A 19602-nucleotide genomic window follows, 5' to 3' on the forward strand; every position below is an offset into this window, starting at 1 on the left:
ACTTATAGAGCGAACCCGGCAATGGCTCGACATTCACGGTGATGTTAACGTAGCAGGCTGATGATCAGTCCGCGAACGAGTCGAGATTCATGGCGCTGGGCATCGGCTGCATCACGACTTTGGTAGTGACACTCGCCAAGATCGTAGCCGATGTAATCGTTCGCCGCCTGAAGCGTTGGGGAGTCAGTGCATGCGTCGAATGCCAAGAACTCGGTGACGCGCGTGGGCATTTCGATCAGCGTCATTGGGAACGCGCTGCTGATCGATCGTGTCCTTGGGGCCGTCCAGGCCGAGGCACTGGGGGCGCGAGCGAAGGCGTCGACGACGCAACGGCTGGTGATGTTGACGCCGGCCGAACGGCACGAGTTGCTGCCGGTGCTCCCCGCCGCTTTTTACCGGCTATCTGGTGAAGACGCTGCGCGCCGCCTCGCTGGCGCGGCTGGGCGGACTGCCGCGCATGAGTTCGCCAGGTATCGCCGATGCTGGCAACCACGCAGACGGCGCGCCAATGCCACATGCGCCGCAGGGCTTGTCAGTGTTGGTCGCCGAGGACAACGATATCAACGCGCTGCTGATCCGCTCTCTACTGACGCCGCTGGGACACAACGTCGTCGTTGCTCCCAATGGCGAAGAGGCCGTGGCGCAGTGGCGCGACGCGGCCGCTCCGTTCGACCTGATCCTGATGGACGTGCAGATGCCGCGGCTCGACGGCCTCGGCGCGGCGCGGCAGATCCGCGCACATGAAGCCGCCGCCCGGCTGCGACCGGTGCCGATGCTGGCACTGACCGCCAATACGCAGGCGGAGGATCGCGACGCCTGCCTTAAGGCCGGCATGACGGGCTTTCTGGTGAAGCCGCTCGATCGCGACAAGCTGCTCGAAGTTCTCGCCGACGTAGCGCCAGCCGCAAACTCGGCACCTCATCCAACAACGTAATACCGGGCTGATAGCCCGTACGACCATCGATGCTGCACTGTCATGGTGTAGCAATCGACATGTCACATCGCTGTTGAACGGCCGTGATTGGTGATGCGGATGGCCGCAGCAGCCCGATTCGGCTGCATGCGCCCGCGAGGATCCCATGCAGCCCGATCAGATTGCCCGCTCGAAGAATTTCCTGAAGTTGTTACGTCCGGAGACCGCCGGCGTCGCCGCCCACAATGCGATTACCTGGCTGAAGCCGGCGCTGAAGCTCGGCGACCATGGCCGGCTCATCGGCCCCGACCCGCAGGCCGCGACGCTCGGCCGGCTCGGCTCGCTCGAAGTGCGGCTCGCGCAGAAGAAGCACGACGTCAAGCGCGCCCAGAAGCTGCGCTACCGCGTGTTCTATAAGGACGGCACCGCGGTGGCAGACGCCGCCACAATGCTGGCGCGGCGCGACAAAGATGCGTTCGACGCGATCTGCGACCATGTGCTGGTGATCGACCACGCCGCCAAGCCGTCGCTGAGCGGCAAGCAGCCGGTGGTCGGCACTTATCGCCTGCTCCGCCAGGACGTCGCCGAGCGCCATGGCGGCTTCTACACCGAGCACGAGTTCGATATCGGCGGCGTCATCGGCCGCCATCCCGACCTGCGCTTTCTCGAACTCGGCCGTTCCTGCGTGCTGCCGCCCTACCGCAACAAGCGCACCGTCGAGCTACTGTGGCACGGCATCTGGACCTATGTGCGCCAGCACGGCTTCGACGTCATGCTCGGCTGCGCCAGCTTCGACGGCACCGATCCGGAGCGCCTGGCACTGCCGTTGTCCTTCCTGCACCACTACGCGTCGGCCCCGGAGGAATGGCGCGCGCGCGCGACGCCGTCACGCTATGTCGAGATGAACCGAATGCCCAAGGAAGCCGTCAATCAGAAGGCTGCGCTGCGCGAACTGCCGCCGCTGATCAAGGGCTATCTGCGGCTCGGCGCCTATATCGGCGATGGCGCCGTGATCGACTATCAGTTCGGCACCACCGACGTGCTGATCATCATGCCGGTCTCGGCGATCAGCAGCCGCTACATCGAGCATTTTGGCGCCGACGCGTCGCGGCACGCGGCGTAAATGGACGCACCTCGCGACGTCATTCCGGGGCGCGCGTGAAACGCGCGAACCCGGAATCCAGACGTTGTGAGGCAGAGATTCCGGGTTCGCTCGCTGACGCGAGCGCCCCGGAATGACGAGGGCGCGGTAGGCTCACAACCTTCGCAACGCCACGCTTTCCACCACGTGGTCGGCGCCCTTCTTCAGGATCAGCGTCGCGCGCGGCCTTGTCGGCAGGATGTTGTCCTCGAGGTTGGCCAAGTTCGTCCGCTCCCAGATCGCGATCGCCGTCGCCGTCGCCTCTTCGTCGGACAGTACCGCGTAGCGATGGAAGTAGGACCGCGGGTCGTGGAAGGCGGTGTCGCGGAGCGCCAGGAAGCGCTTGACGTACCAGTCGCGCAGCACCGGCTCGTCGGCGTCGAGATACACCGAGAAGTCGAAAAAGTCCGACACCACCGGCACCGCCTGGCCGTCGCGCGGCAGCCGGCCGGTCTGCAGCACATTGACGCCCTCGACGATCAGGATGTCCGGCCGGTCCACCACAGTGAACTTGTTGGGCACGATGTCGTAAGTGAGATGCGAGTAGATCGGCGCCTTGACCTTGCGGCGGCCTGACTTGATGTCGGACAGAAAGCCGAGCAGCGCCGGCAGATCGTAGCTCTCGGGAAAACCCTTCTTCTGCATCAGCCCGGCACGTTCCAGCACCGCGTTGGGATAGAGGAAGCCGTCGGTGGTGACGAGGTCGACGCTCGGGCGCGGCGACCAACGCGCCAGCAGCGCCTGCAGCACGCGCGCGGTGGTCGACTTTCCGACCGCGACCGCCCCGGCGACGCCGATGATGAACGGCATCTTGCGCTCGACGATGCCGAGGAAGCGGCGCTGCGCGAAGTACAATTGCTGGAGCGCGGCGACGTGGATCGACAGCAGCCGCGACATCGGTAGATAGATTTCTTCGACCTCGGTGAGGTCGAGCCGGTCGTGCATCGAGCTCAGCGCCGAAATCTCGGCCGCGTCGAGCGTCATCGGCGTGTCCTGGCGCAGATTGGCCCATTCGGTGCGCGAGAACACCCGGTATGGGTTGTAGTGGTGCAGCTCCGACCTGGCGTCCATCATGTTCCTCGCCTTGGCTTTGTCTTGTTATTGCGGCCCGCGCTGGGGCTTTGGTTGGAGGGCAGCGGTGCGCCGCCGTGGCGGCCGAACTAATCGCGCTTGCGCGATGCCTTTTCCTCGAGACCGGACATGGAGGTGCGCTGCGCCAACGCCGCCTCGACGTCTTCGATTTTGACGCCGCGCGATTTCAGCACCACCAGCAGATGGAACAGCACGTCGGCGGCTTCGGAGATCAGATGGTCGCGGTTGTTCTCGACCGCGGCGATCACCAGCTCGACCGCCTCCTCGCCGAATTTCTTGGCGCAGTGCTCGGCGCCCTTGTCGAGCAGCTTCTTGGTGTAGGAGCCCTCGCCGCCGGACGCCGCCCGGGCGTCGACCGTAGCTGCGAGGTCGTGAATGGTGAAACGGGCCATACCCATACTCTGCCGTTACTGGTGCGAGAGTACCGCCCCTCGCGGCGCTAAGCTAGTTACGGATCGAGCCGCATCGGCAGCCCGGCCTTGACCATATGATCCTTGGCCTGACGAATGGTGTATTCGCCGAAGTGGAAGATCGAGGCCGCCAGCACCGCGGTGGCGTGGCCGTCGCGGATTCCATCGACCAAGTGGTCGAGATTGCCGACGCCGCCCGAGGCGATGACCGGGACGCCGACGCTGTCGGCGATGGCGCGGGTCAGCGGCAGGTCGAAGCCGGATTTGGTGCCGTCACGGTCCATCGAGGTCAGCAGGATTTCACCAGCGCCGAGCGACACGACTTCCTGGGCGTATTCGATGGCGTCGATCCCGGTGCCCTTGCGGCCGCCGTGCGTGAAGATCTCCCAGCGGTCCTTGCCCGGCACCCGCTTGGCGTCGATCGCCACCACGATGCACTGATCGCCGAACTTCTCGGCGGCTTCCTTGACGAACTCGCGCCGCGACACAGCGGCCGAATTGATCGAGACCTTGTCGGCGCCACTGCGCAGCAGCGTCTTGATGTCGTCGACAGTGCGCACCCCGCCGCCGACCGTCACCGGCATGAAGCAGGCTTCGGCGGTGCGCCGCACCACATCCAGCATGATGCCGCGGTTCTCGTGGGTGGCGGTGATATCGAGAAAGCACAGCTCGTCGGCGCCGGCGGCGTCATAGGCAATCGCCGCCTCGACCGGATCGCCGGCGTCGCGCAGATCAACGAAGTTGACGCCCTTGACGACGCGGCCGTCCTTGACGTCGAGGCAGGGAATAACGCGGACCTTGAACATCGCTTGTCCTTCAGGCCGCCTTGGCTTTGCCGATCAGCGCCAGCGCCTGCGCCGGATCGAGCCGGCCGTCGTAGAGCGCGCGGCCAGCGATGGCGCCTTCGAGCTTGGCGGCGCGCGGTGATAGCAGTGTCTTCACATCGTCGATCGAGGCGAGGCCGCCGGAGGCGATCACCGGAATGCTGATCGCATCGGCGAGCGCTATGGTGGCGTCCCAATTGATGCCCTTCAACAGGCCATCGCGGGCGATGTCGGTGAAAATGATGGCGGCGACGCCGGCATCCTCGAAGCGCTGGGCTATTTCGAGGGCCGTGACTTGCGAACTTTCCGCCCAGCCTTCGACCGCGACCTTGCCGTCACGGGCGTCGAGGCCGACGGCGACGCGGCCGGGGAATTTCCTGGCGGCGTCCTTCACCAGCGCGGGGTCGCGCACCGCGGCGGTCCCGATGATGACGCGGCTGATGCCTTCGCTCAGCCAGGCCTCGATGGTTTTCAGATCACGAATGCCACCGCCGAGTTGCACCGGCATCGACACCACTTTCAGCATCGCCTCGACCGCCTGGGCGTTCATCGGCTTGCCGGCGAAGGCGCCGTCGAGATCGACGACGTGCAGATACTCAAAGCCCTGCGCGGCGAAGCTTTTTGCCTGCGCGGCGGGATCGAGGTTGAACACCGTGGCCCGCGCCATGTCGCCCTGTTCGAGCCGCACGCACTGGCCATTTTTGAGATCGATGGCGGGGAAGAGGATCATCGTCGGAGCTCGCTCCCTCCCCCCTTGCGGGGGAGGGTTGGGGTGGGGGGTAAGCCGAGAGCGCCGGACTCGCGGCCCCCCACCCCCGACCCCTCCCCGCAGGGGGGAGGGGAGCAGCGCCATCGCGCGCTCCGGGCGTGTGGCCGCATCGTCATGCTCACGGCTTCCACTTCAAAAAGTTCGAGATCAGAGCCAGCCCAAAACGCTGGCTCTTCTCGGGATGGAATTGCGTGCCGAGCACGGTGTCGCGGCCGACCACCGCGGTGACGGGCCCGCCATAATCGGCGCGCGCCACGATGTCTTTTTCGTTCTCGGCGGCAAGGTGGAAGGAGTGCACGAAGTACGCGTGCAGGCCCTTCGGCCCAAGCGGCAAGTTCTGCAGCACCGGGTGCTCGCTTTGCAGGTCGAGCGTATTCCAGCCCATGTGGGGGATCTTCAGATCTTCCTGCTTGGGCGTGATCTTGACGACGTCGCCGGGAATCCAGCCGAGCCCGTCGGTGGTGACGTGCTCCTTGCCGCGCGTGGCCATCAGCTGCATGCCGACGCAGATGCCCAGGAACGGCCGGGCCTTGACCCGCACGGTCTCGTTCAGCGCCTGGATCATGCCGTCGATGGCATCGAGGCCCTTACGGCAGTCGGCGAAGGCGCCGACGCCAGGCAGCACAACGCGGTCGGAGCGAAATACCTGATCGGGATCACGCGTGACAATGATGCGCTCGGGCTCGGGCAGGGCACGTGCGGCGCGTTCGAACGCCTTGGCGGCCGAGTGCAGATTGCCGGAATCGTAGTCGATGATGGCGACGCTCATCGGCCGGCTCCCGGCCGCGGGAACGAGCCGACGATGTCGCCATACAGGGACGAAGCCGGCATCGGAATGGTGCGAGTCGGCGGCGGCGCGCCGCGATCGACCGGAAACGAGAATCCTATCGGGTTCGCCTGCGCGGCCGACCAGCGATCGAAGAACCGCCGCTCGGCGATCTCCTGATCGTCGGCCGCGACGATATCGATCGGACGCCAGCCGCGGCGCCCCAGCGTCCAGCGCCGCAGGCTTGAAGCTTCGAGCCCCAGCAACGTCGCGCACAGCAGCAGCACGACGAACCTTGTGCCGGCGCCGGCGTGCAGCACGCCAAGCGCGGCGGTCAGCACCGTCATCAGCACCAAATAGCCGAGCAACGCCAGCCACAACCGGCGATACAGCAGCCAGAACGGACCAAACAGGAACGCCCAGATCGAGAATCCGTCGCGCAGAAACACGAAGCGCTCCGGCGCCGGGCGCGTCTCGTCGTCGGTCGGCCGCGGCGCGTGGACAGTGAACACCGGCATGGAACCCTCTGTGCCCGAATGGGCGCTAGCCGCCGAGCTGGCCCTTGGTCGAAGGCACTTCGCCCGCGGCCTTGGGATCGATCGCCACCGCGGCGCGGAGCGCCCGCGCCAGGCCCTTGAAGCAGGACTCGGCGATATGGTGGCTGTTGTCCCCATATAGGGTCTCGACGTGCAGGGTCACACCCGCATTGAACGCAAAGGCGGTGAACCACTCGCGCACCAGCTCGGTGTCGAACTCACCGATCTTGTCGCGCGGGAAGTCGGCCTTGAACACCAGGAACGGCCGGCCCGAAATATCGATCACCACCCGCGTCAGGGTCTCGTCCATCGGCATGAAGATGCTGGCATAGCGGCTGATGCCCGCCATGTTGCCCAGCGCCTGCTTGACCGCCTGGCCGAGCGCGATGCCGACGTCCTCGGTGGTGTGGTGGAAGTCGATATGCAGATCGCCGACCGCCTTGACGGTGAGGTCGATGCGCGAATGTTTGGCGAGCAGATCCAGCATATGATCGAAGAAGCCGATCCCGGTGGCCACCTTGGCCACGCCGGTGCCGTCGAGGTCGATGCTGACCTCGATGTCGGTCTCCTTGGTCTTGCGCTTGATCGTCGCGGTGCGCATCGCGCGGGTCTCCGGTAAAAACGCCGGTCTTTTAACAGGCCGGTGACACCTTCGCTACTGCGGCAGGCGCCTTCCAGGCCCGATCTTAGTCCTATGGTGACCGGAATTTCTTAAGGCCGTCCGTATCTTGCCGGCTGGCCGCGGGCAGAATTGCAAGCCGCAGCCGGAGTGCCTAGATCAGCGCTCGCGAAAGGTTTCCCATGAACATGTACTCCGCGGCGGGCGACGGCTCGTCCTCCTCCGGCCCCGGCTGGCACGGCACCACCATCCTGACCGTCCGCAAGGGCGGCAAGGTCGTGGTCGGCGGCGACGGCCAGGTCTCGATCGGCCAGACCGTGATCAAGGCCAACGCCAAGAAGGTGCGCAAGCTCGGCAAGGGCGAGGTGATCGGCGGCTTCGCCGGCGCCACCGCCGACGCCTTCACTCTGTTCGAGCGGCTCGAGGCCAAGCTCGAGCAATATCCCGGCCAGCTGACCCGCGCCGCCGTCGAGCTCGCCAAGGACTGGCGCACCGACCGCTATCTGCGCCGGCTCGAGGCCATGATGATCGTCGCCGACAAGGATGTGTCGCTGGTTCTGACCGGCACCGGCGACGTGCTCGAGCCGGAAGCCGGCGTGATGGCGATCGGGTCCGGCGGCAACTATGCGCTGGCAGCCGCCCGCGCGCTGATCGACACCGACCAGGACGCCGAGACCATCGTGCGCAAATCACTCGGCATCGCCGCCGACATCTGCGTCTACACGAACGGCAATCTGACCATCGAGACGCTGCCGGCATGAGCACCGCGCAGGCCGAGCGGCCGGTCATGCCGGCGACCGGCCTGCCGGTCCGCTGGGGCGTGGCGGTCGTGCTCGCCCTGTTAGTGCTCCAAGCCGCCACGCTTTACGCGATGGGGCGGGTGCCGATCTGCACCTGCGGATACGTCAAGTTCTGGCACGGCGTGGTGCAGAGTTCGGAGAACTCGCAGCACCTCACCGACTGGTACACGTTCTCGCACATCATCCACGGCTTCCTGTTCTACGCGATCACCCGCCTGGTGCTGCCGCGTTGGACCTGGACGGTGCGGCTGATCGTGGCGGTGCTGATCGAAGGCGCCTGGGAGCTGGTGGAGAATTCAAGCTTCATCATCGAACGCTACCGCGCCGGCACCATCTCGCTCGATTACTACGGCGACAGCATCGTCAACTCGCTGGCCGACACCGTCTCGATGATCACAGGTTTCCTGCTGGCGTGGCGGCTGCCGGTGGCGCTGACCGGCGGCATCGCGGTGCTGTTCGAAGTGCTGGTCGGATTGCATATCCGCGACAATCTTACTCTCAACATCATCATGCTGATCCATCCCTTCGAGGCGATCCGGCAGTGGCAGTCGGGACCACCGATCATCTGACCACTAGCCGCCTCGATCGTCCGAACCACCGTGAGCCCACATGACCGACTTTTCTCCCCGCGAAATCGTCTCCGAACTCGACCGCTTCATCGTCGGCCAGGGCGACGCCAAGCGCGCCGTGGCCATCGCGCTGCGTAACCGCTGGCGGCGGCTGCAGCTCGAGGGCAGCCTGCGCGAGGAAGTCCTGCCCAAGAACATCCTGATGATCGGGCCGACCGGCGTCGGCAAGACCGAGATCGCGCGGCGGCTGGCCAAGCTGGCCGGTGCACCGTTCCTGAAGGTCGAAGCCACCAAGTTCACCGAGGTCGGCTATGTCGGCCGCGACGTCGAGCAGATCATTCGCGACCTCGTCGAGGTCGGCATCGCGCAGATGCGCGAGAAGAAGCGCAAGGACGTCCAGGCCCGCGCCCAGGTCGCCGCCGAGGAGCGCGTGCTGGACGCGCTGGTCGGCCCCGGCTCGGGTCCGGCGACGCGGGATTCCTTCCGCCGCAAGCTGCGCGCCGGCGAACTCAACGACAAGGAAATCGAGATCGAAACCCAGGCCAGCTCCGGCTCGCCGATGTTCGAAATCCCCGGCATGCCGGGCGCCCAGATCGGCGCTGTGTCGCTCGGCGACATCTTCGGCAAGATGGGCGGTCGGACCAAGACGCGGCGTCTGACCGTCGCGGACTCGCACGAGATTTTGGTCAACGAAGAAGCCGACAAGCTGCTCGACAACGATCAGCTGGTGCAGGAAGCCATCGCCGTGGTCGAGAACAACGGCATCGTGTTCCTCGACGAGATCGATAAGATCTGCGTGCGTGACGGCCGCAGCGGCGGCGAGGTGTCGCGCGAAGGCGTGCAACGCGATCTGCTGCCGCTGATCGAAGGCACCACGGTCTCGACCAAGCACGGCGCGGTCAAGACCGAGCACATCCTGTTCATCGCCTCTGGCGCGTTCCACATCGCCAAGCCGTCGGACTTGTTACCAGAGCTGCAGGGCCGGCTGCCGATTCGCGTCGAACTGAGCGCGCTGTCGCGCGACGACATGCGCCGCATCCTGACCGAGCCGGAAGCGTCGCTGATCAAGCAGTATGTCGCGCTGATGCAGACCGAAGGCGTGACCTTGGAATTCGGCGACGACGCCATCGACGCACTGGCCGACGTCGCCGTCGGCGTCAATTCGACGGTCGAGAACATCGGTGCGCGGCGGCTGCAGACTGTGATGGAGCGCGTGCTCGACGAAATCTCGTTCGTGGCGCCCGACCGCGGCGGTGAAACCATCCGGATCGACGCCGAGTACGTCCGCAAGAACGTCGGCGATCTGGCGAAGAACACGGATCTGAGCCGGTTTATTTTGTAGGCTTGGCGCGCGCGCTGTACGGCGCTGACAACAAGTACAACCTCATGGTGAGGAGCCCGGGCTCGCAATGCGAGGCCGGGCGTCTCGAACCATGGATGCGGGTGCCCGTGGTTCATCCTTCGAGACGCCACGGCTTCGCCCTGCGGGCGATGCCGCGGCTCCTCAGGATGAGGTCGTCCGCTTAGCAGTCTCAGCAAAGGATACGGCGCGAACTAATCGCCGCCGGTCAAACCGCTTACTCTTCCTCGCCGAACTTGCTGCTCATCAGTTCGGTGAGCGCATCGACGGCCTGCTGGGCTTCGCGGCCGGTGGCGGCGATGGTGACGCTGGTACCGATGCCGGCGGCCAGCATCATCAGGCCCATGATCGAGGTGCCGCCGACGGTCTCGCCGTTGCGGCTGACGGTGATGTCGGCATTGAAGCGCTCGGCCATCTGGACGAACTTGGCCGAGGCGCGGGCGTGCAGGCCGCGCTTGTTGATCACCGGAACTTCACGAGAAACTTTGCCGGACACTCCGGCGCTATCTGCAGCCGCGCCGGGCGCGGCGTGGTGCGCGTCTGCGGTCATTTGCCGGCCAACACCCGGCTGGCGATGGTGACGTATTTGCGGCCAGCTTCCTGAGCCAGCGCGATCGCATCGGGCAACGGACGCTCCTCGCGGACCTTGGCCAACTTCACCAGCATGGGCAGATTGATGCCCGCGAGCACTTCGACTTTCGGCCGGCTCATACAGGAAATCGCCAGGTTCGAAGGCGTACCGCCGAACATGTCGGTCAGAATAGCCACACCGTCCCCGCTATCGACGCGGTTGACCGCCTCGATGATGTCGCTGCGACACAGATCGGCGTCGTCCTCGGCGCCAATCGTCACGGCTTCGATTTGTTGCTGTGGCCCCATCACGTGTTCCAGCGCTGCCTTGAACTCGTCGGCAAGGCGCCCATGGGTCACAAGTACCAGACCAATCATCGGAAACTCCTCGCGGGCGCTTCTGCTGCACCGCGCGATCGGGTCACTTTGACCATCCAGCGCCCCTATGCAAGAGGCGTCTTCGCGATTCTCGCGTTGGCGCGAGGCGGGACGGGAGCCGCGGCGGGTCTATTCGGACACGATACTGTGGCTGATATGGTTACCATTTTCCTTCCGACAATCGTCCAACTGTGTCCCGCCGGATACGCTGTCGGTTGTGATCAAAAATGCCACCACCATTGCGAGCGGATCGAAACCCTCTCCCACCGGAATCCGCGGCAATTCGACGCCTTCGACGCTGACGCGCAGCGCTTCCGGCGCCGGCATCCGCGCCGCGTCGGCGGCCCACAGGTCCACCACGAGGCCGATCGGAGCGTGATCGACGTGCGGGCAGCGGCGGATGCCGAGCCCACGGATCTCGATCAGCCCCGCCAGCTCCGGCACAGTACGGGCCAGCACGGCACCGCTGCGCCGCTCCAACAAGACCCGGTCGTCGGCAATCAGTTCCGCTTTTGCAACCTGGCCGCTGCGGCCTGCGACGATCAGCCCGAAGGCGAGGCGGGACTTGCCTGAGCCCGACGGGCCGCGGATCAGCACGGCCTGGTCGCCGACCTTGACGGCCGAGGCATGGATGCTGGTCGGCGCCGCGCTCATGTGGACGGCAGCCGCACGACAAAGCGTGCGCCGCCGGAGGTCGGCTCGCCGTCCTCGTCGCGCGGGCCGGGCCGGTTCTCGGCCCAGATGCGGCCGCCATGGGCCTCGACAATCTGCTTGGAGATCGACAGGCCGAGGCCCGAGTTCTGGCCGAAGCCCTGGTGCGGACGATCGGTGTAAAAGCGCTCGAAGATCTTCTCCAGCGCGTCCTCGCGAATGCCGGGACCGTCGTCCTCGACCACGATCTCGATCTCGCTTTTGCGCCGGCGGCAGGCGATCTGCACCTTGCCGCCCTCGTTCGAGAACGACTGAGCGTTGGACAACAGATTGCTGATGACCTGTCCGAGCCGCGAATCGTGGCCCGGCACTGAGAACTGATCCGTCGGCGGGCCCTCGAAGCGGACCTCCACGGCAGCGCGGTTGCCGAGCCTCGTCTCGTTGGCGACCAGCGTGAGCGTCGTCAGCAGGCGGCGCAGATCGACCGGGGCGGCATCCTGGCGCTGCAGTTCGGCGTCGAGCCGGCTGGCGTCGGAAATATCCGAGATCAGGCGGTCGAGCCGTTTGACGTCGTGCTCGATCACCGCCAGCAGCCGCTCGCGGCTGTTGGCCGTCTTGGCCAGCGGCAGTGTCTCGACCGCGGAGCGCAGCGACGTCAGCGGATTCTTTAGCTCGTGGCTGACGTCGGCGGCGAAGCGCTCGATGCCCTCGATGCGGGCGTAGAGCGCGTCGGTCATGTCGCGCAGCGCGCCGGACAGATGCCCGATCTCGTCGCGCCGGCGGGTGAAGTCCGGGATTTCGACACGGGCGCGGATGCGGCGGCGAACCCGCTCGGCCGCGTCCGCGAGCCGCCGTACCGGGCCCGCGATCGTGGACGCCAGGAGCAGCGACAGCACCACCATCACGGCGGCCGCAACGCCGAAGATCTTCAGGATCGCCAACCGCTCGGCGGTGACCATCTGGTCGATGTCGTCGCCCTGCGTCGACAGCATCAGGGCGCCGTGGATGGCGCGGAAGCGCTGCACCGGCACCGACACCGAGACGATCACTTCGCCGCGGTCGTTGATGCGGACCATGCTGTCCTTCTGGCCCTTCAGCGCCTGTGCGACCTCCTGGTAGCCGTTGCCGTTCTCCGGGCCGAGCTCGCGATACAGCGGCAGGTCGCCGCGATTGAGCCAGGTGCGGATCGCGATCATGGCGCGCTCGACGATGCCGGGCTTCTCGGCGGTCGGCGGCGGCAATTCGAAGCGCAGCACGTCGCCGCGGCCGTACAGGCTGCGGCTGTCGAGGATCAGCACGCCGTCGCGGTCGTAGATCCGGGCGCGGGTCTTGGTCGGCGAGATCAGCCGGCGCAGCACGGGCGCGACGCGCTCGGGATTGATCGGAAAATCCAGCACCGCATATTCGTCCGGCGGGCCGTAGCTCTCGCCGGGCTTGAGATCGAGCAGCCGGTCGGGATCGATGGTGATGGTGTTGGAATCGACCGTGGCCGAGGCGGCGATCGCGCCGGCGATGATTTCGGCCTGGACCAACAGGCTCTGCGCGCGCGCTTCGATCAGTCCGGCGCGAAACTGGGACAGATACAGAATGCTCGCCGACAGCGCGATCAGTCCGGCCAGATTGAGCGACAGGATGCGCCGCGTCAGGCTGGAGAAGGTCAGCGCAACCAGAAACTGCCAAGCGCGCGGCAGGAAGCGCAGCGCGCGCGGCCAGCGGCTGGCCGCGAGGCCGCTTGCCGCGTCCGCCGGCGACGCGACGTCGTTGGCCTCGGCCTCCGGTTCAGGCGTCGTACGATCCAGCAATGGCCAAAACTGCCTGTTGTTGCGCCCGCCCAGTGTAGCGCTCCAGGCCGCCCGCGTCAGGCGGCGAAACGGCGGGAAGCAGGGGCGCGGATCAGGTTTCCTTGAAACGATAGCCGACGCCGTACAGCGTCTCGATCATCTCGAACTCGTCGTCCACTGCCTTGAACTTCTTGCGCAGCCGCTTGATGTGGCTGTCGATGGTGCGGTCGTCGACATAGACCTGATCATCGTAGGCGGCGTCCATCAGCGCGTTGCGGCTTTTCACCACGCCGGGCCGGGTCGCGAGCGCCTGCAGGATCAGGAATTCGGTGACGGTCAGCGTGACCGGCTCGTTCTTCCAGGTGCAGGTGTGACGCTCCGGATCCATGCGGAGCAGGCCGCGATCCAGCGCCTTGGCGTCGGTCTCCTTCGGGACCGCCGCCGGATCCTTCGGCGCCGAGCGCCGCAGCACCGCCTTGACGCGCTCGACCAGCAGGCGCTGCGAGAACGGTTTGCGGATAAAATCGTCGGCGCCCATCTTGAGGCCGAACAATTCGTCGATCTCCTCGTCCTTCGAGGTCAGGAAGATCACCGGCAGATCGGACTTCTGGCGCAGCCGCCGCAGCGTCTCCATCCCGTCCATCCGCGGCATCTTGATATCCAGTATCGCCAAATCGGGCGGCGACGTCCGGAAGCCATCGAGGGCCGACGCACCGTCCGTGTAGGTCATGATCCGGTAGCCCTCGGCTTCGAGGGCGATCGACACCGACGTCAGGATGTTGCGGTCGTCGTCGACCAGAGCGATTGTGGGCATAGAGCTTCTTTCCGAATCGGCGTGGCGACTGCGAAGCGAGTTCGGCGATTCGCGGTTTGAGGTTGCCTAGAAAGCACAGTCAACCAGCAATGCAAGCTAGGCTGAAATGTGGCCGGGTTCCCGCGAGCTGGTCCGAGGTGGGGCCGAGCTCCATATAGCTCGCCGACGGCCGTAAAAAACCCCTCTTCTGCAATGAGATGGCAGTTTCACCCTGATGCAGCCGACCACCGATTTCGATCCCGCCCGCCTTGCCCGCACGCTGCTGCGCCGCCGCCGCGAAGGCGCCCTCGCCACGCTGATGAGCGGCACGGGCGCGCCGTATTGCTCGCTGGTCAACCTCGCCAGCCATCCCGACGGCTCACCGATCCTGCTGATTTCGCGGCTCGCCATCCATACACGCAACATCCTGGCCGACCCGCGTGTGTCGCTGATGCTCGACGAGCGCACCGAGGGTGATCCGCTCGAAGGCGCGCGGATCATGTTACTGGGCACTGCTCATCAAGCGGGCAATGATGAGGTTGCGTTGTATCGGCGGCGTTACCTCGGCGCGCATCCAAATGCAGAAGGCTATATCGACTTTGCCGACTTTTCGCTGTTTCGCATCGAAAGCAGCGCGATGCATCTGGTCGCAGGCTTCGGCCGGATCGTCGATCTCGCCCCGGCCAACTACCTGACCGATCTGACGGGCGCCGATAGTTTGATCGAAGCCGAGGCCTCGGCGATCGATCATATGAACGACGACCACCGTGATACCATGCAGCTCTACGCAACGCGGCTGCTCCGCGCCGATAAGGCAGAATGGCGCTGTTCCGGGAATGATCCCGATGGACTCGATCTGCAGGCCGATAAACATACGTTGCGATTGACCTTCCCGGAGCGGGTCGCGACGCCTGCTGCACTGCGGGACATGCTCAAACGCATGGCAGACCTCGCCCGCGCCACCCCAGCGACTTGAGCCAGCGCAATGTCGCGTGGCGGTAAACCAAATAATGCCGCGCGGGTTGGCAAACCCCTCGTTCGCCACTATTCAGTCGCCCCACACGACCTGCCCGGTATATACTGACCTTACCGTGGCAGTTAACGCGCGTTGGCGGCAATCGCGCGATCGAGAAACGCGGATTCGAGGAGGATCTATTCGTGCAAGAGACGGGCGTGCATAACGGTGCTCATGGCGCCGACAAATTTGGCCTCAAGAATCTGAAGGGCGTGTACTGGAACTTCGGCGCGCCGCAGCTCTACGAGCATGCGTTGAAGAACAACGAGGCGGTGCTGTCCGCCGAGGGCGCGCTGGTCGCCGATACCGGCGTGTTCACGGGCCGCAGCCCGAAGGACAAGTTCACGGTCCGCGACGCCACCACCGAGAACACCATGTGGTGGGGTGGTAATCAGTCGATTACTGCCGAGCAGTTCGAGACGCTGTATCAGGATTTCCTCAAGCACGCCGAAGGCATGTCGCTGTTCGCGCAGGACCTGTACGGCGGCGCCGATCCGACCTTCCGCATCAAGACCCGCGTTTTCACCGAGCTTGCCTGGCACTCGCTGTTCATCCGCACGCTGCTGCGCCGCCCCGAACAGTCCGAGCTGGCCGGCTTCGTGCCCGAACTCACCATCATCGACCTGCCGAGCTTCCGCGCCGATCCGAAGCGCCACGGCTGCCGCTCCGAGAACGTCGTGGCGATCGACTTCGCCCGCCGTATCGTGCTGATCGGTGGTACGCAGTACGCCGGCGAGATGAAGAAGAGCGTGTTCACCACGCTGAACTACTACCTGCCCGAGAAGGGCGTGCTGCCGATGCACTGCTCGGCGAACGTCGGCCCGAACGGCGACACCGCGATCTTCTTCGGCTTGTCCGGCACCGGCAAGACCACGCTGTCGGCCGACCCGAACCGCACGCTGATCGGCGACGACGAGCACGGCTGGGGCAAGGACGGCATCTTCAACTTCGAAGGCGGCTGCTACGCCAAGTGCATCAAGCTGTCGCCGGAAGCCGAGCCGGAGATCTTCGCGGCCTCGAACATGTTCGGCGCCGTGCTCGAGAACGTCGTCCTCGACGAAGTCACGCGTCAGCCGGACTTCGACGACGGCTCCAAGACCGAGAACACCCGCTCGGCCTATCCGCTGGAATCGATCCCGAACGCCTCGCGCACCGGCCGCGCCGGCCAGCCCAAGAACGTGGTGATGCTCGCCGCCGACGCCTTCGGCGTGATGCCGCCGATCGCCAAGCTGACCCCGGCGCAGGCGATGTATCACTTCCTGTCGGGCTACACCGCCAAGGTCGCCGGCACCGAGCGAGGCGTCACCGAGCCGACCCCGGAGTTCTCGACCTGCTTCGGCTCGCCGTTCCTGCCGCGCGATCCGTCGGTCTACGGCAACATGCTGCGCGAACTGATCGCCAAGCACGATGTCGACTGCTGGCTGGTCAACACCGGCTGGACCGGCGGCATTTACGGCACCGGCCACCGCATGCCCATCAAGGTCACCCGCGCGCTCTTGACCGCGGCGCTCGACGGCTCGCTGCGCAACGTCGAATTCCGCACCGACAAGTACTTCGGCTTCGCGGTCCCGACCGCGCTGCCGGGCGTGCCGAGCGAGATCCTCGATCCGGTGAAGACCTGGGCCGACAAGGCGGCGTTCGACGTCACCGCCCGCAAGCTGGTCGGCATGTTCCAGAAGAACTTCACCAAGTTCGAAGCGCAAGTCGACGCCGACGTCCGCGCCGCCGCTCCGGACGTCAAGATGGCGGCCGAGTAATCGCGCGAGCGGTCGGTTGAAATGCAAAGGGCGGCCCCGCGAGGCCGCCCTTTTTCTTGGCCGCGTGTGCCGACGCGGCAATTACTTCAGCGACGCCGTCTTGCCGGTGGCGACGGTCGTCACCGAGCCGTCTTCGAGACTGATCCGATAGACCTCGCGCAGCACGTTGCCGGCAAAGCCGAGTTCGACGATCGACACGGTCTTGAAGGTGGCGTCGACGCCGTCCGGCAGGATCTGGTTGAACTCCTTGGCGGCCTGATTCATCTGCGCCTGCAGCTCCGGCGTGAACTTGGCCATGCTGTAGACCAGCGTGGTGTGCGGATTGTGCGAGCGCAGCTCCTTGCCGTCCTTGACGACGTTGACGCCGCTGACGCCGACGGTGCGGACCAGGTCCTTGGCGGCGTCGCTCATCGCCGCATAGACCGGGCCGGTGCAGCGCGGCAGCGGACCGTCGCGCAGCGGCGTCAGCGCCGCGGTGGCGGTGGTGTTGAACGCCATCATATCGTCGAAGCTCTTGCCTTCCTTGACCAGGCCGAGGTCGAACCACCACGGCCGGCCGGCGCCCTTGGCGGCTTCGGTGGTGTAGAACGTCTTCAGCTTGACGGTGAGCACCGGCGGCAGCTTCGGCATCGCCGCCAGCATCTTCCCCGGCGTCGCCGGATCGGCGCTGTGGACATGCACCACGGTGACATGCGGGATGTTGAACATTTGCGCTTCGGTGTCGAGCTTGGCGTTCAGCAACTTTTCCTTCAGCGGCCCGCGTATGGTGCTGTCGAGAACGTCGTTGACGTTCTTGGGCAGGGTGTAGACCAGGCCGAAGGTGCGGGCGTGATCGCGGAATTCGGATTTCGACAGCGCGCTGTTGTCGATCGTGCCGTCGGCGGCAGCGGCGACGCCGGCGGAGACCGCCACGGCGATCAGCGCGGAAGTAATCGAAGTCAGCAGGGTGTTGCGCATGAGTTGGCCCTTCGCGGGATTTGAACGGAGGCGATGCGATCGCGCCGGCGCTACCCAGATCGGGCGCGACGTTCGATCGGCATCGGGCGGTCGATGACGAGACATCGACTGCGAACTACCGGCGCAGCATGACAGTGTTGTTGCAAGCAGGCGGTCGCGGCTGAGGCGCACTGTCGCAGATCGAAAGCCGGCGCGCCCAATCGCCGCAAGTGCTGACGAGGGGGCCGTAACGCCGCCTTGTTTCCTCCAGATAGAGATCGCCTGAATGTCGTGTAGCAGGTGATGAATGATCGATCGGCGGGAACTGATGAAGGCGGCGGCGCTCGCCGGATTAGGTTTGTTCGGCGGCTCTGCCGCGCTGGCAGCCGACGAACTGGCCGATCCATGCGCGCGGCTCGAGTCCGGCAGCGGCGGCCGGCTCGGCGTGTGCATGCTCGACACCGCCACCGGCGTCGTTCGCGGTCATCGTCTCGACGACCGCTTTCCGCTGTGCAGCACCTTCAAGGTGCTGGCCGCCGGACTGGTGCTGAGCCGGGTCGATCAGCACCAGGAGCAGCTCGATCGGCGGGTCAACTATCAGAAGCAGGATCTGGTGACCTACTCGCCGGCGACCGAGAAACACGTCGCCGACGGCATGACGATGGCCGAACTCTGCGCGGCGGCCATTACGCTGAGCGACAACACCGCCGGCAATCTGCTGCTCGCCAGTTTCGGTGGCCCGCCGGCGCTGACCGCCTTCGCGCGCGGGCTCGGCGACGACGTCACCCGGCTCGACCGCAACGAGACCGAACTCAACGAGGCCCTGCCGGGCGATCCGCGCGACACCACGACGCCGCGGGCGATGGCCGCGACCATGCGCAAGCTGGTTCTCGGTGACGTGCTGTCGCCGGCGTCGCGAGAACAGCTTGTCGCCTGGCTCAAGGCCAACACGACGGGCGGAACGCGGCTGCGCGCCGGCGTGCCGCGGGGTTGGGTCGTCGGCGACAAGACCGGCACCGGCGAGCGCGGCACCGCCAACGACGCCGCGGTGCTGTGGCCGCCGCAGCGGCCGCCGGTGATCGTCGCGGTCTATCTCACCGGTGCCACCGTCGCGCGCGAGCAGCAGAACGCCACCATCGCCGCAGCCGGCGCCGCAGTGGTCGCGACTTACGGCCGCACAAGCGCCGCGCCGCGATAGCAGTCGGCTTCTGCGGGCGGCGCGACCCCCGGGAACATCCGCCGAGCAATTTCTGGGGCTGATGCTGCACCGCAGAGCATGTCATTCTCCAAATCGTGTCTTGCATGATGCGAATATGCTAATAAGTCCTGCCTGAACGAGATGTGCATTCTCTTCGGAACAGGGACTTGATCCATGCCCAAAGCGCCCGCACCGGTGATCCGCGCCTTCTTCGACGAGTCGACCAACACGGTCAGCTATCTGGTGTCGGATCCGGCGACCCATCGGGCCGCGGTGATCGACCCGGTGCTGGACTTCGATCATCGCGACGGCACCGTCGACGTGCGCTCGGCCGACGCCATTCTGGCGGCCGCCAAGGACTCCGGCCTCACCATCGAGTGGGTGCTGGAGACTCACGCCCATGCCGATCATCTGTCCGGCGCCCCCTACATCAAGGGCAAGACGGGCGCCCGCATCGGCATCGGCGAACACATCAAGGACGTGCAGAAGATCTTCCGTCCGCTGTTCAACGCCGACGATCTCTCCACCGACGGCGGCGACTTCGATCGTCTGTTCAGGGACGGCGAGACCTTCGCGATCGGCGAGCTCCAGGTCGAAGTGATGCATACGCCGGGACATACGCCGGCCGACATCGCCTACAGGATCGCCGATGCGGTGTTCGTCGGAGACACGCTGTTCATGCCGGACTATGGCACGGCGCGCGCCGACTCCCGGGCGGCGATGC

General features: G+C 65.7%; 22 protein-coding genes and 1 pseudogene. 9 read left to right on the top strand and 14 right to left on the bottom strand.

Going from position 1 to position 19602, the window contains the following annotated elements:
• Positions 1-44 precede the first annotated feature (44 nt).
• Positions 45-245, bottom strand: coding sequence for a hypothetical protein (locus I5M_RS30975; RefSeq protein WP_022722760.1), 201 nt, complete (start codon positions 243-245; stop codon positions 45-47).
• Positions 246-406: 161 nt separating this feature from the next.
• On the opposite strand from I5M_RS30975, the gene I5M_RS30980 reads away from it, so the two are divergent.
• Both I5M_RS30980 and I5M_RS18540 read left to right on the top strand, forming a co-directional pair.
• Entirely contained in the window at positions 407-934 is a 528-nt protein-coding gene (locus tag I5M_RS30980) for a response regulator (protein WP_022722761.1), read from the top strand.
• A 145-nt stretch (positions 935-1079) separates the two neighbouring features.
• The gene (locus I5M_RS18540; protein ID WP_022722762.1) at positions 1080-2036 is read left to right on the top strand and encodes a GNAT family N-acetyltransferase; all 957 of its coding nucleotides are present in this window, start codon (positions 1080-1082) and stop codon (positions 2034-2036) included.
• Between the two features lie 132 nt (positions 2037-2168).
• Here the strand turns inward: I5M_RS18540 and coaA are convergent, their stop codons facing one another.
• From coaA to hisB, 7 genes are all read right to left on the bottom strand, one after another.
• Positions 2169-3125: a type I pantothenate kinase gene (gene coaA, locus I5M_RS18545; RefSeq protein ID WP_031336974.1), complete on the bottom strand. Its 957-nt coding sequence runs from the start codon at positions 3123-3125 to the stop codon at positions 2169-2171.
• Between the two features lie 89 nt (positions 3126-3214).
• Positions 3215-3538 (bottom strand): phosphoribosyl-ATP diphosphatase, encoded by a 324-nt coding sequence (locus tag I5M_RS18550; RefSeq protein WP_022722764.1) that lies wholly within the window; start codon positions 3536-3538, stop codon positions 3215-3217.
• Positions 3539-3594: 56 nt separating this feature from the next.
• Positions 3595-4362, bottom strand: a complete 768-nt coding sequence (gene hisF, locus I5M_RS18555; protein ID WP_022722765.1) for an imidazole glycerol phosphate synthase subunit HisF — start codon at positions 4360-4362, stop codon at positions 3595-3597.
• Positions 4363-4372: 10 nt separating this feature from the next.
• On the bottom strand, positions 4373-5110 hold the full coding sequence (hisA, locus tag I5M_RS18560) for a 1-(5-phosphoribosyl)-5-[(5-phosphoribosylamino)methylideneamino]imidazole-4-carboxamide isomerase (protein WP_022722766.1): 738 nt from the start codon (positions 5108-5110) through the stop codon (positions 4373-4375).
• A gap of 157 nt (positions 5111-5267) precedes the next feature.
• Positions 5268-5918 (bottom strand): imidazole glycerol phosphate synthase subunit HisH, encoded by a 651-nt coding sequence (gene hisH, locus I5M_RS18565; RefSeq protein WP_022722767.1) that lies wholly within the window; start codon positions 5916-5918, stop codon positions 5268-5270.
• Positions 5915-6433, bottom strand: coding sequence for a DUF2628 domain-containing protein (locus tag I5M_RS18570; protein WP_022722768.1), 519 nt, complete (start codon positions 6431-6433; stop codon positions 5915-5917). The genes hisH and I5M_RS18570 overlap by 4 nt, the downstream gene beginning before the upstream one ends.
• Before the next feature lie 25 nt (positions 6434-6458).
• Positions 6459-7052 (bottom strand): imidazoleglycerol-phosphate dehydratase HisB, encoded by a 594-nt coding sequence (gene hisB / locus I5M_RS18575; protein WP_022722769.1) that lies wholly within the window; start codon positions 7050-7052, stop codon positions 6459-6461.
• A gap of 200 nt (positions 7053-7252) precedes the next feature.
• On the opposite strand from hisB, the gene hslV reads away from it, so the two are divergent.
• The 3 genes from hslV to hslU are packed head-to-tail and all read left to right on the top strand — an operon-like array spanning position 7253 to position 9781.
• On the top strand, positions 7253-7831 hold the full coding sequence (hslV, locus tag I5M_RS18580) for an ATP-dependent protease subunit HslV (RefSeq protein WP_022722770.1): 579 nt from the start codon (positions 7253-7255) through the stop codon (positions 7829-7831).
• 26 nt (positions 7832-7857) lie between these two features.
• Complete coding sequence (locus tag I5M_RS18585) at positions 7858-8439, top strand: DUF2585 family protein (RefSeq protein ID WP_040771781.1); 582 nt, start codon at positions 7858-7860, stop codon at positions 8437-8439.
• A 40-nt stretch (positions 8440-8479) separates the two neighbouring features.
• Positions 8480-9781, top strand: coding sequence for an ATP-dependent protease ATPase subunit HslU (gene hslU / locus I5M_RS18590; protein WP_022722772.1), 1302 nt, complete (start codon positions 8480-8482; stop codon positions 9779-9781).
• A gap of 235 nt (positions 9782-10016) precedes the next feature.
• Here hslU and I5M_RS18600 read toward each other — a convergent pair whose 3' ends face one another.
• The 5 genes from I5M_RS18600 to I5M_RS18620 all read right to left on the bottom strand — a co-directional run bounded on the left by I5M_RS18600 (position 10017) and on the right by I5M_RS18620 (position 13993).
• Positions 10017-10349: an HPr family phosphocarrier protein gene (locus I5M_RS18600; protein ID WP_022722773.1), complete on the bottom strand. Its 333-nt coding sequence runs from the start codon at positions 10347-10349 to the stop codon at positions 10017-10019.
• Entirely contained in the window at positions 10346-10747 is a 402-nt protein-coding gene (locus tag I5M_RS18605) for a PTS sugar transporter subunit IIA (RefSeq protein WP_022722774.1), read from the bottom strand. Before I5M_RS18605 ends, I5M_RS18600 begins: the two co-directional genes overlap by 4 nt.
• A gap of 129 nt (positions 10748-10876) precedes the next feature.
• Positions 10877-11401, bottom strand: coding sequence for an HPr kinase/phosphorylase (locus I5M_RS18610; protein WP_022722775.1), 525 nt, complete (start codon positions 11399-11401; stop codon positions 10877-10879).
• Positions 11398-13098: a sensor histidine kinase gene (locus I5M_RS18615; RefSeq protein ID WP_051048789.1), complete on the bottom strand. Its 1701-nt coding sequence runs from the start codon at positions 13096-13098 to the stop codon at positions 11398-11400. The genes I5M_RS18610 and I5M_RS18615 overlap by 4 nt, the downstream gene beginning before the upstream one ends.
• Before the next feature lie 193 nt (positions 13099-13291).
• Positions 13292-13993: a response regulator transcription factor gene (locus I5M_RS18620; RefSeq protein WP_022722777.1), complete on the bottom strand. Its 702-nt coding sequence runs from the start codon at positions 13991-13993 to the stop codon at positions 13292-13294.
• A gap of 214 nt (positions 13994-14207) precedes the next feature.
• On the opposite strand from I5M_RS18620, the gene I5M_RS18625 reads away from it, so the two are divergent.
• Positions 14208-14948 (top strand): HugZ family protein, encoded by a 741-nt coding sequence (locus I5M_RS18625; protein WP_022722778.1) that lies wholly within the window; start codon positions 14208-14210, stop codon positions 14946-14948.
• 182 nt (positions 14949-15130) lie between these two features.
• On the top strand, positions 15131-16744 hold the full coding sequence (locus I5M_RS18630) for a phosphoenolpyruvate carboxykinase (protein ID WP_022722779.1): 1614 nt from the start codon (positions 15131-15133) through the stop codon (positions 16742-16744).
• 81 nt (positions 16745-16825) lie between these two features.
• On the opposite strand, the gene I5M_RS18635 is transcribed toward I5M_RS18630, so the two are convergent.
• Positions 16826-17701: a hypothetical protein gene (locus tag I5M_RS18635; protein WP_022722780.1), complete on the bottom strand. Its 876-nt coding sequence runs from the start codon at positions 17699-17701 to the stop codon at positions 16826-16828.
• Between the two features lie 286 nt (positions 17702-17987).
• Between I5M_RS18635 and bla the strand changes: the two genes are divergently transcribed.
• Both bla and I5M_RS30100 read left to right on the top strand, forming a co-directional pair.
• Positions 17988-18878, top strand: coding sequence for a class A beta-lactamase (bla, locus tag I5M_RS18640; protein WP_022722781.1), 891 nt, complete (start codon positions 17988-17990; stop codon positions 18876-18878).
• Positions 18879-19052: 174 nt separating this feature from the next.
• A pseudogene (locus I5M_RS30100) lies at positions 19053-19602 on the top strand (MBL fold metallo-hydrolase); the annotation flags it as partial.

Origin of the sequence: Rhodopseudomonas sp. B29, assembly GCF_000333455.1 — a bacterium.
Classification (GTDB): Bacteria; Pseudomonadota; Alphaproteobacteria; order Rhizobiales; family Xanthobacteraceae; genus Rhodopseudomonas.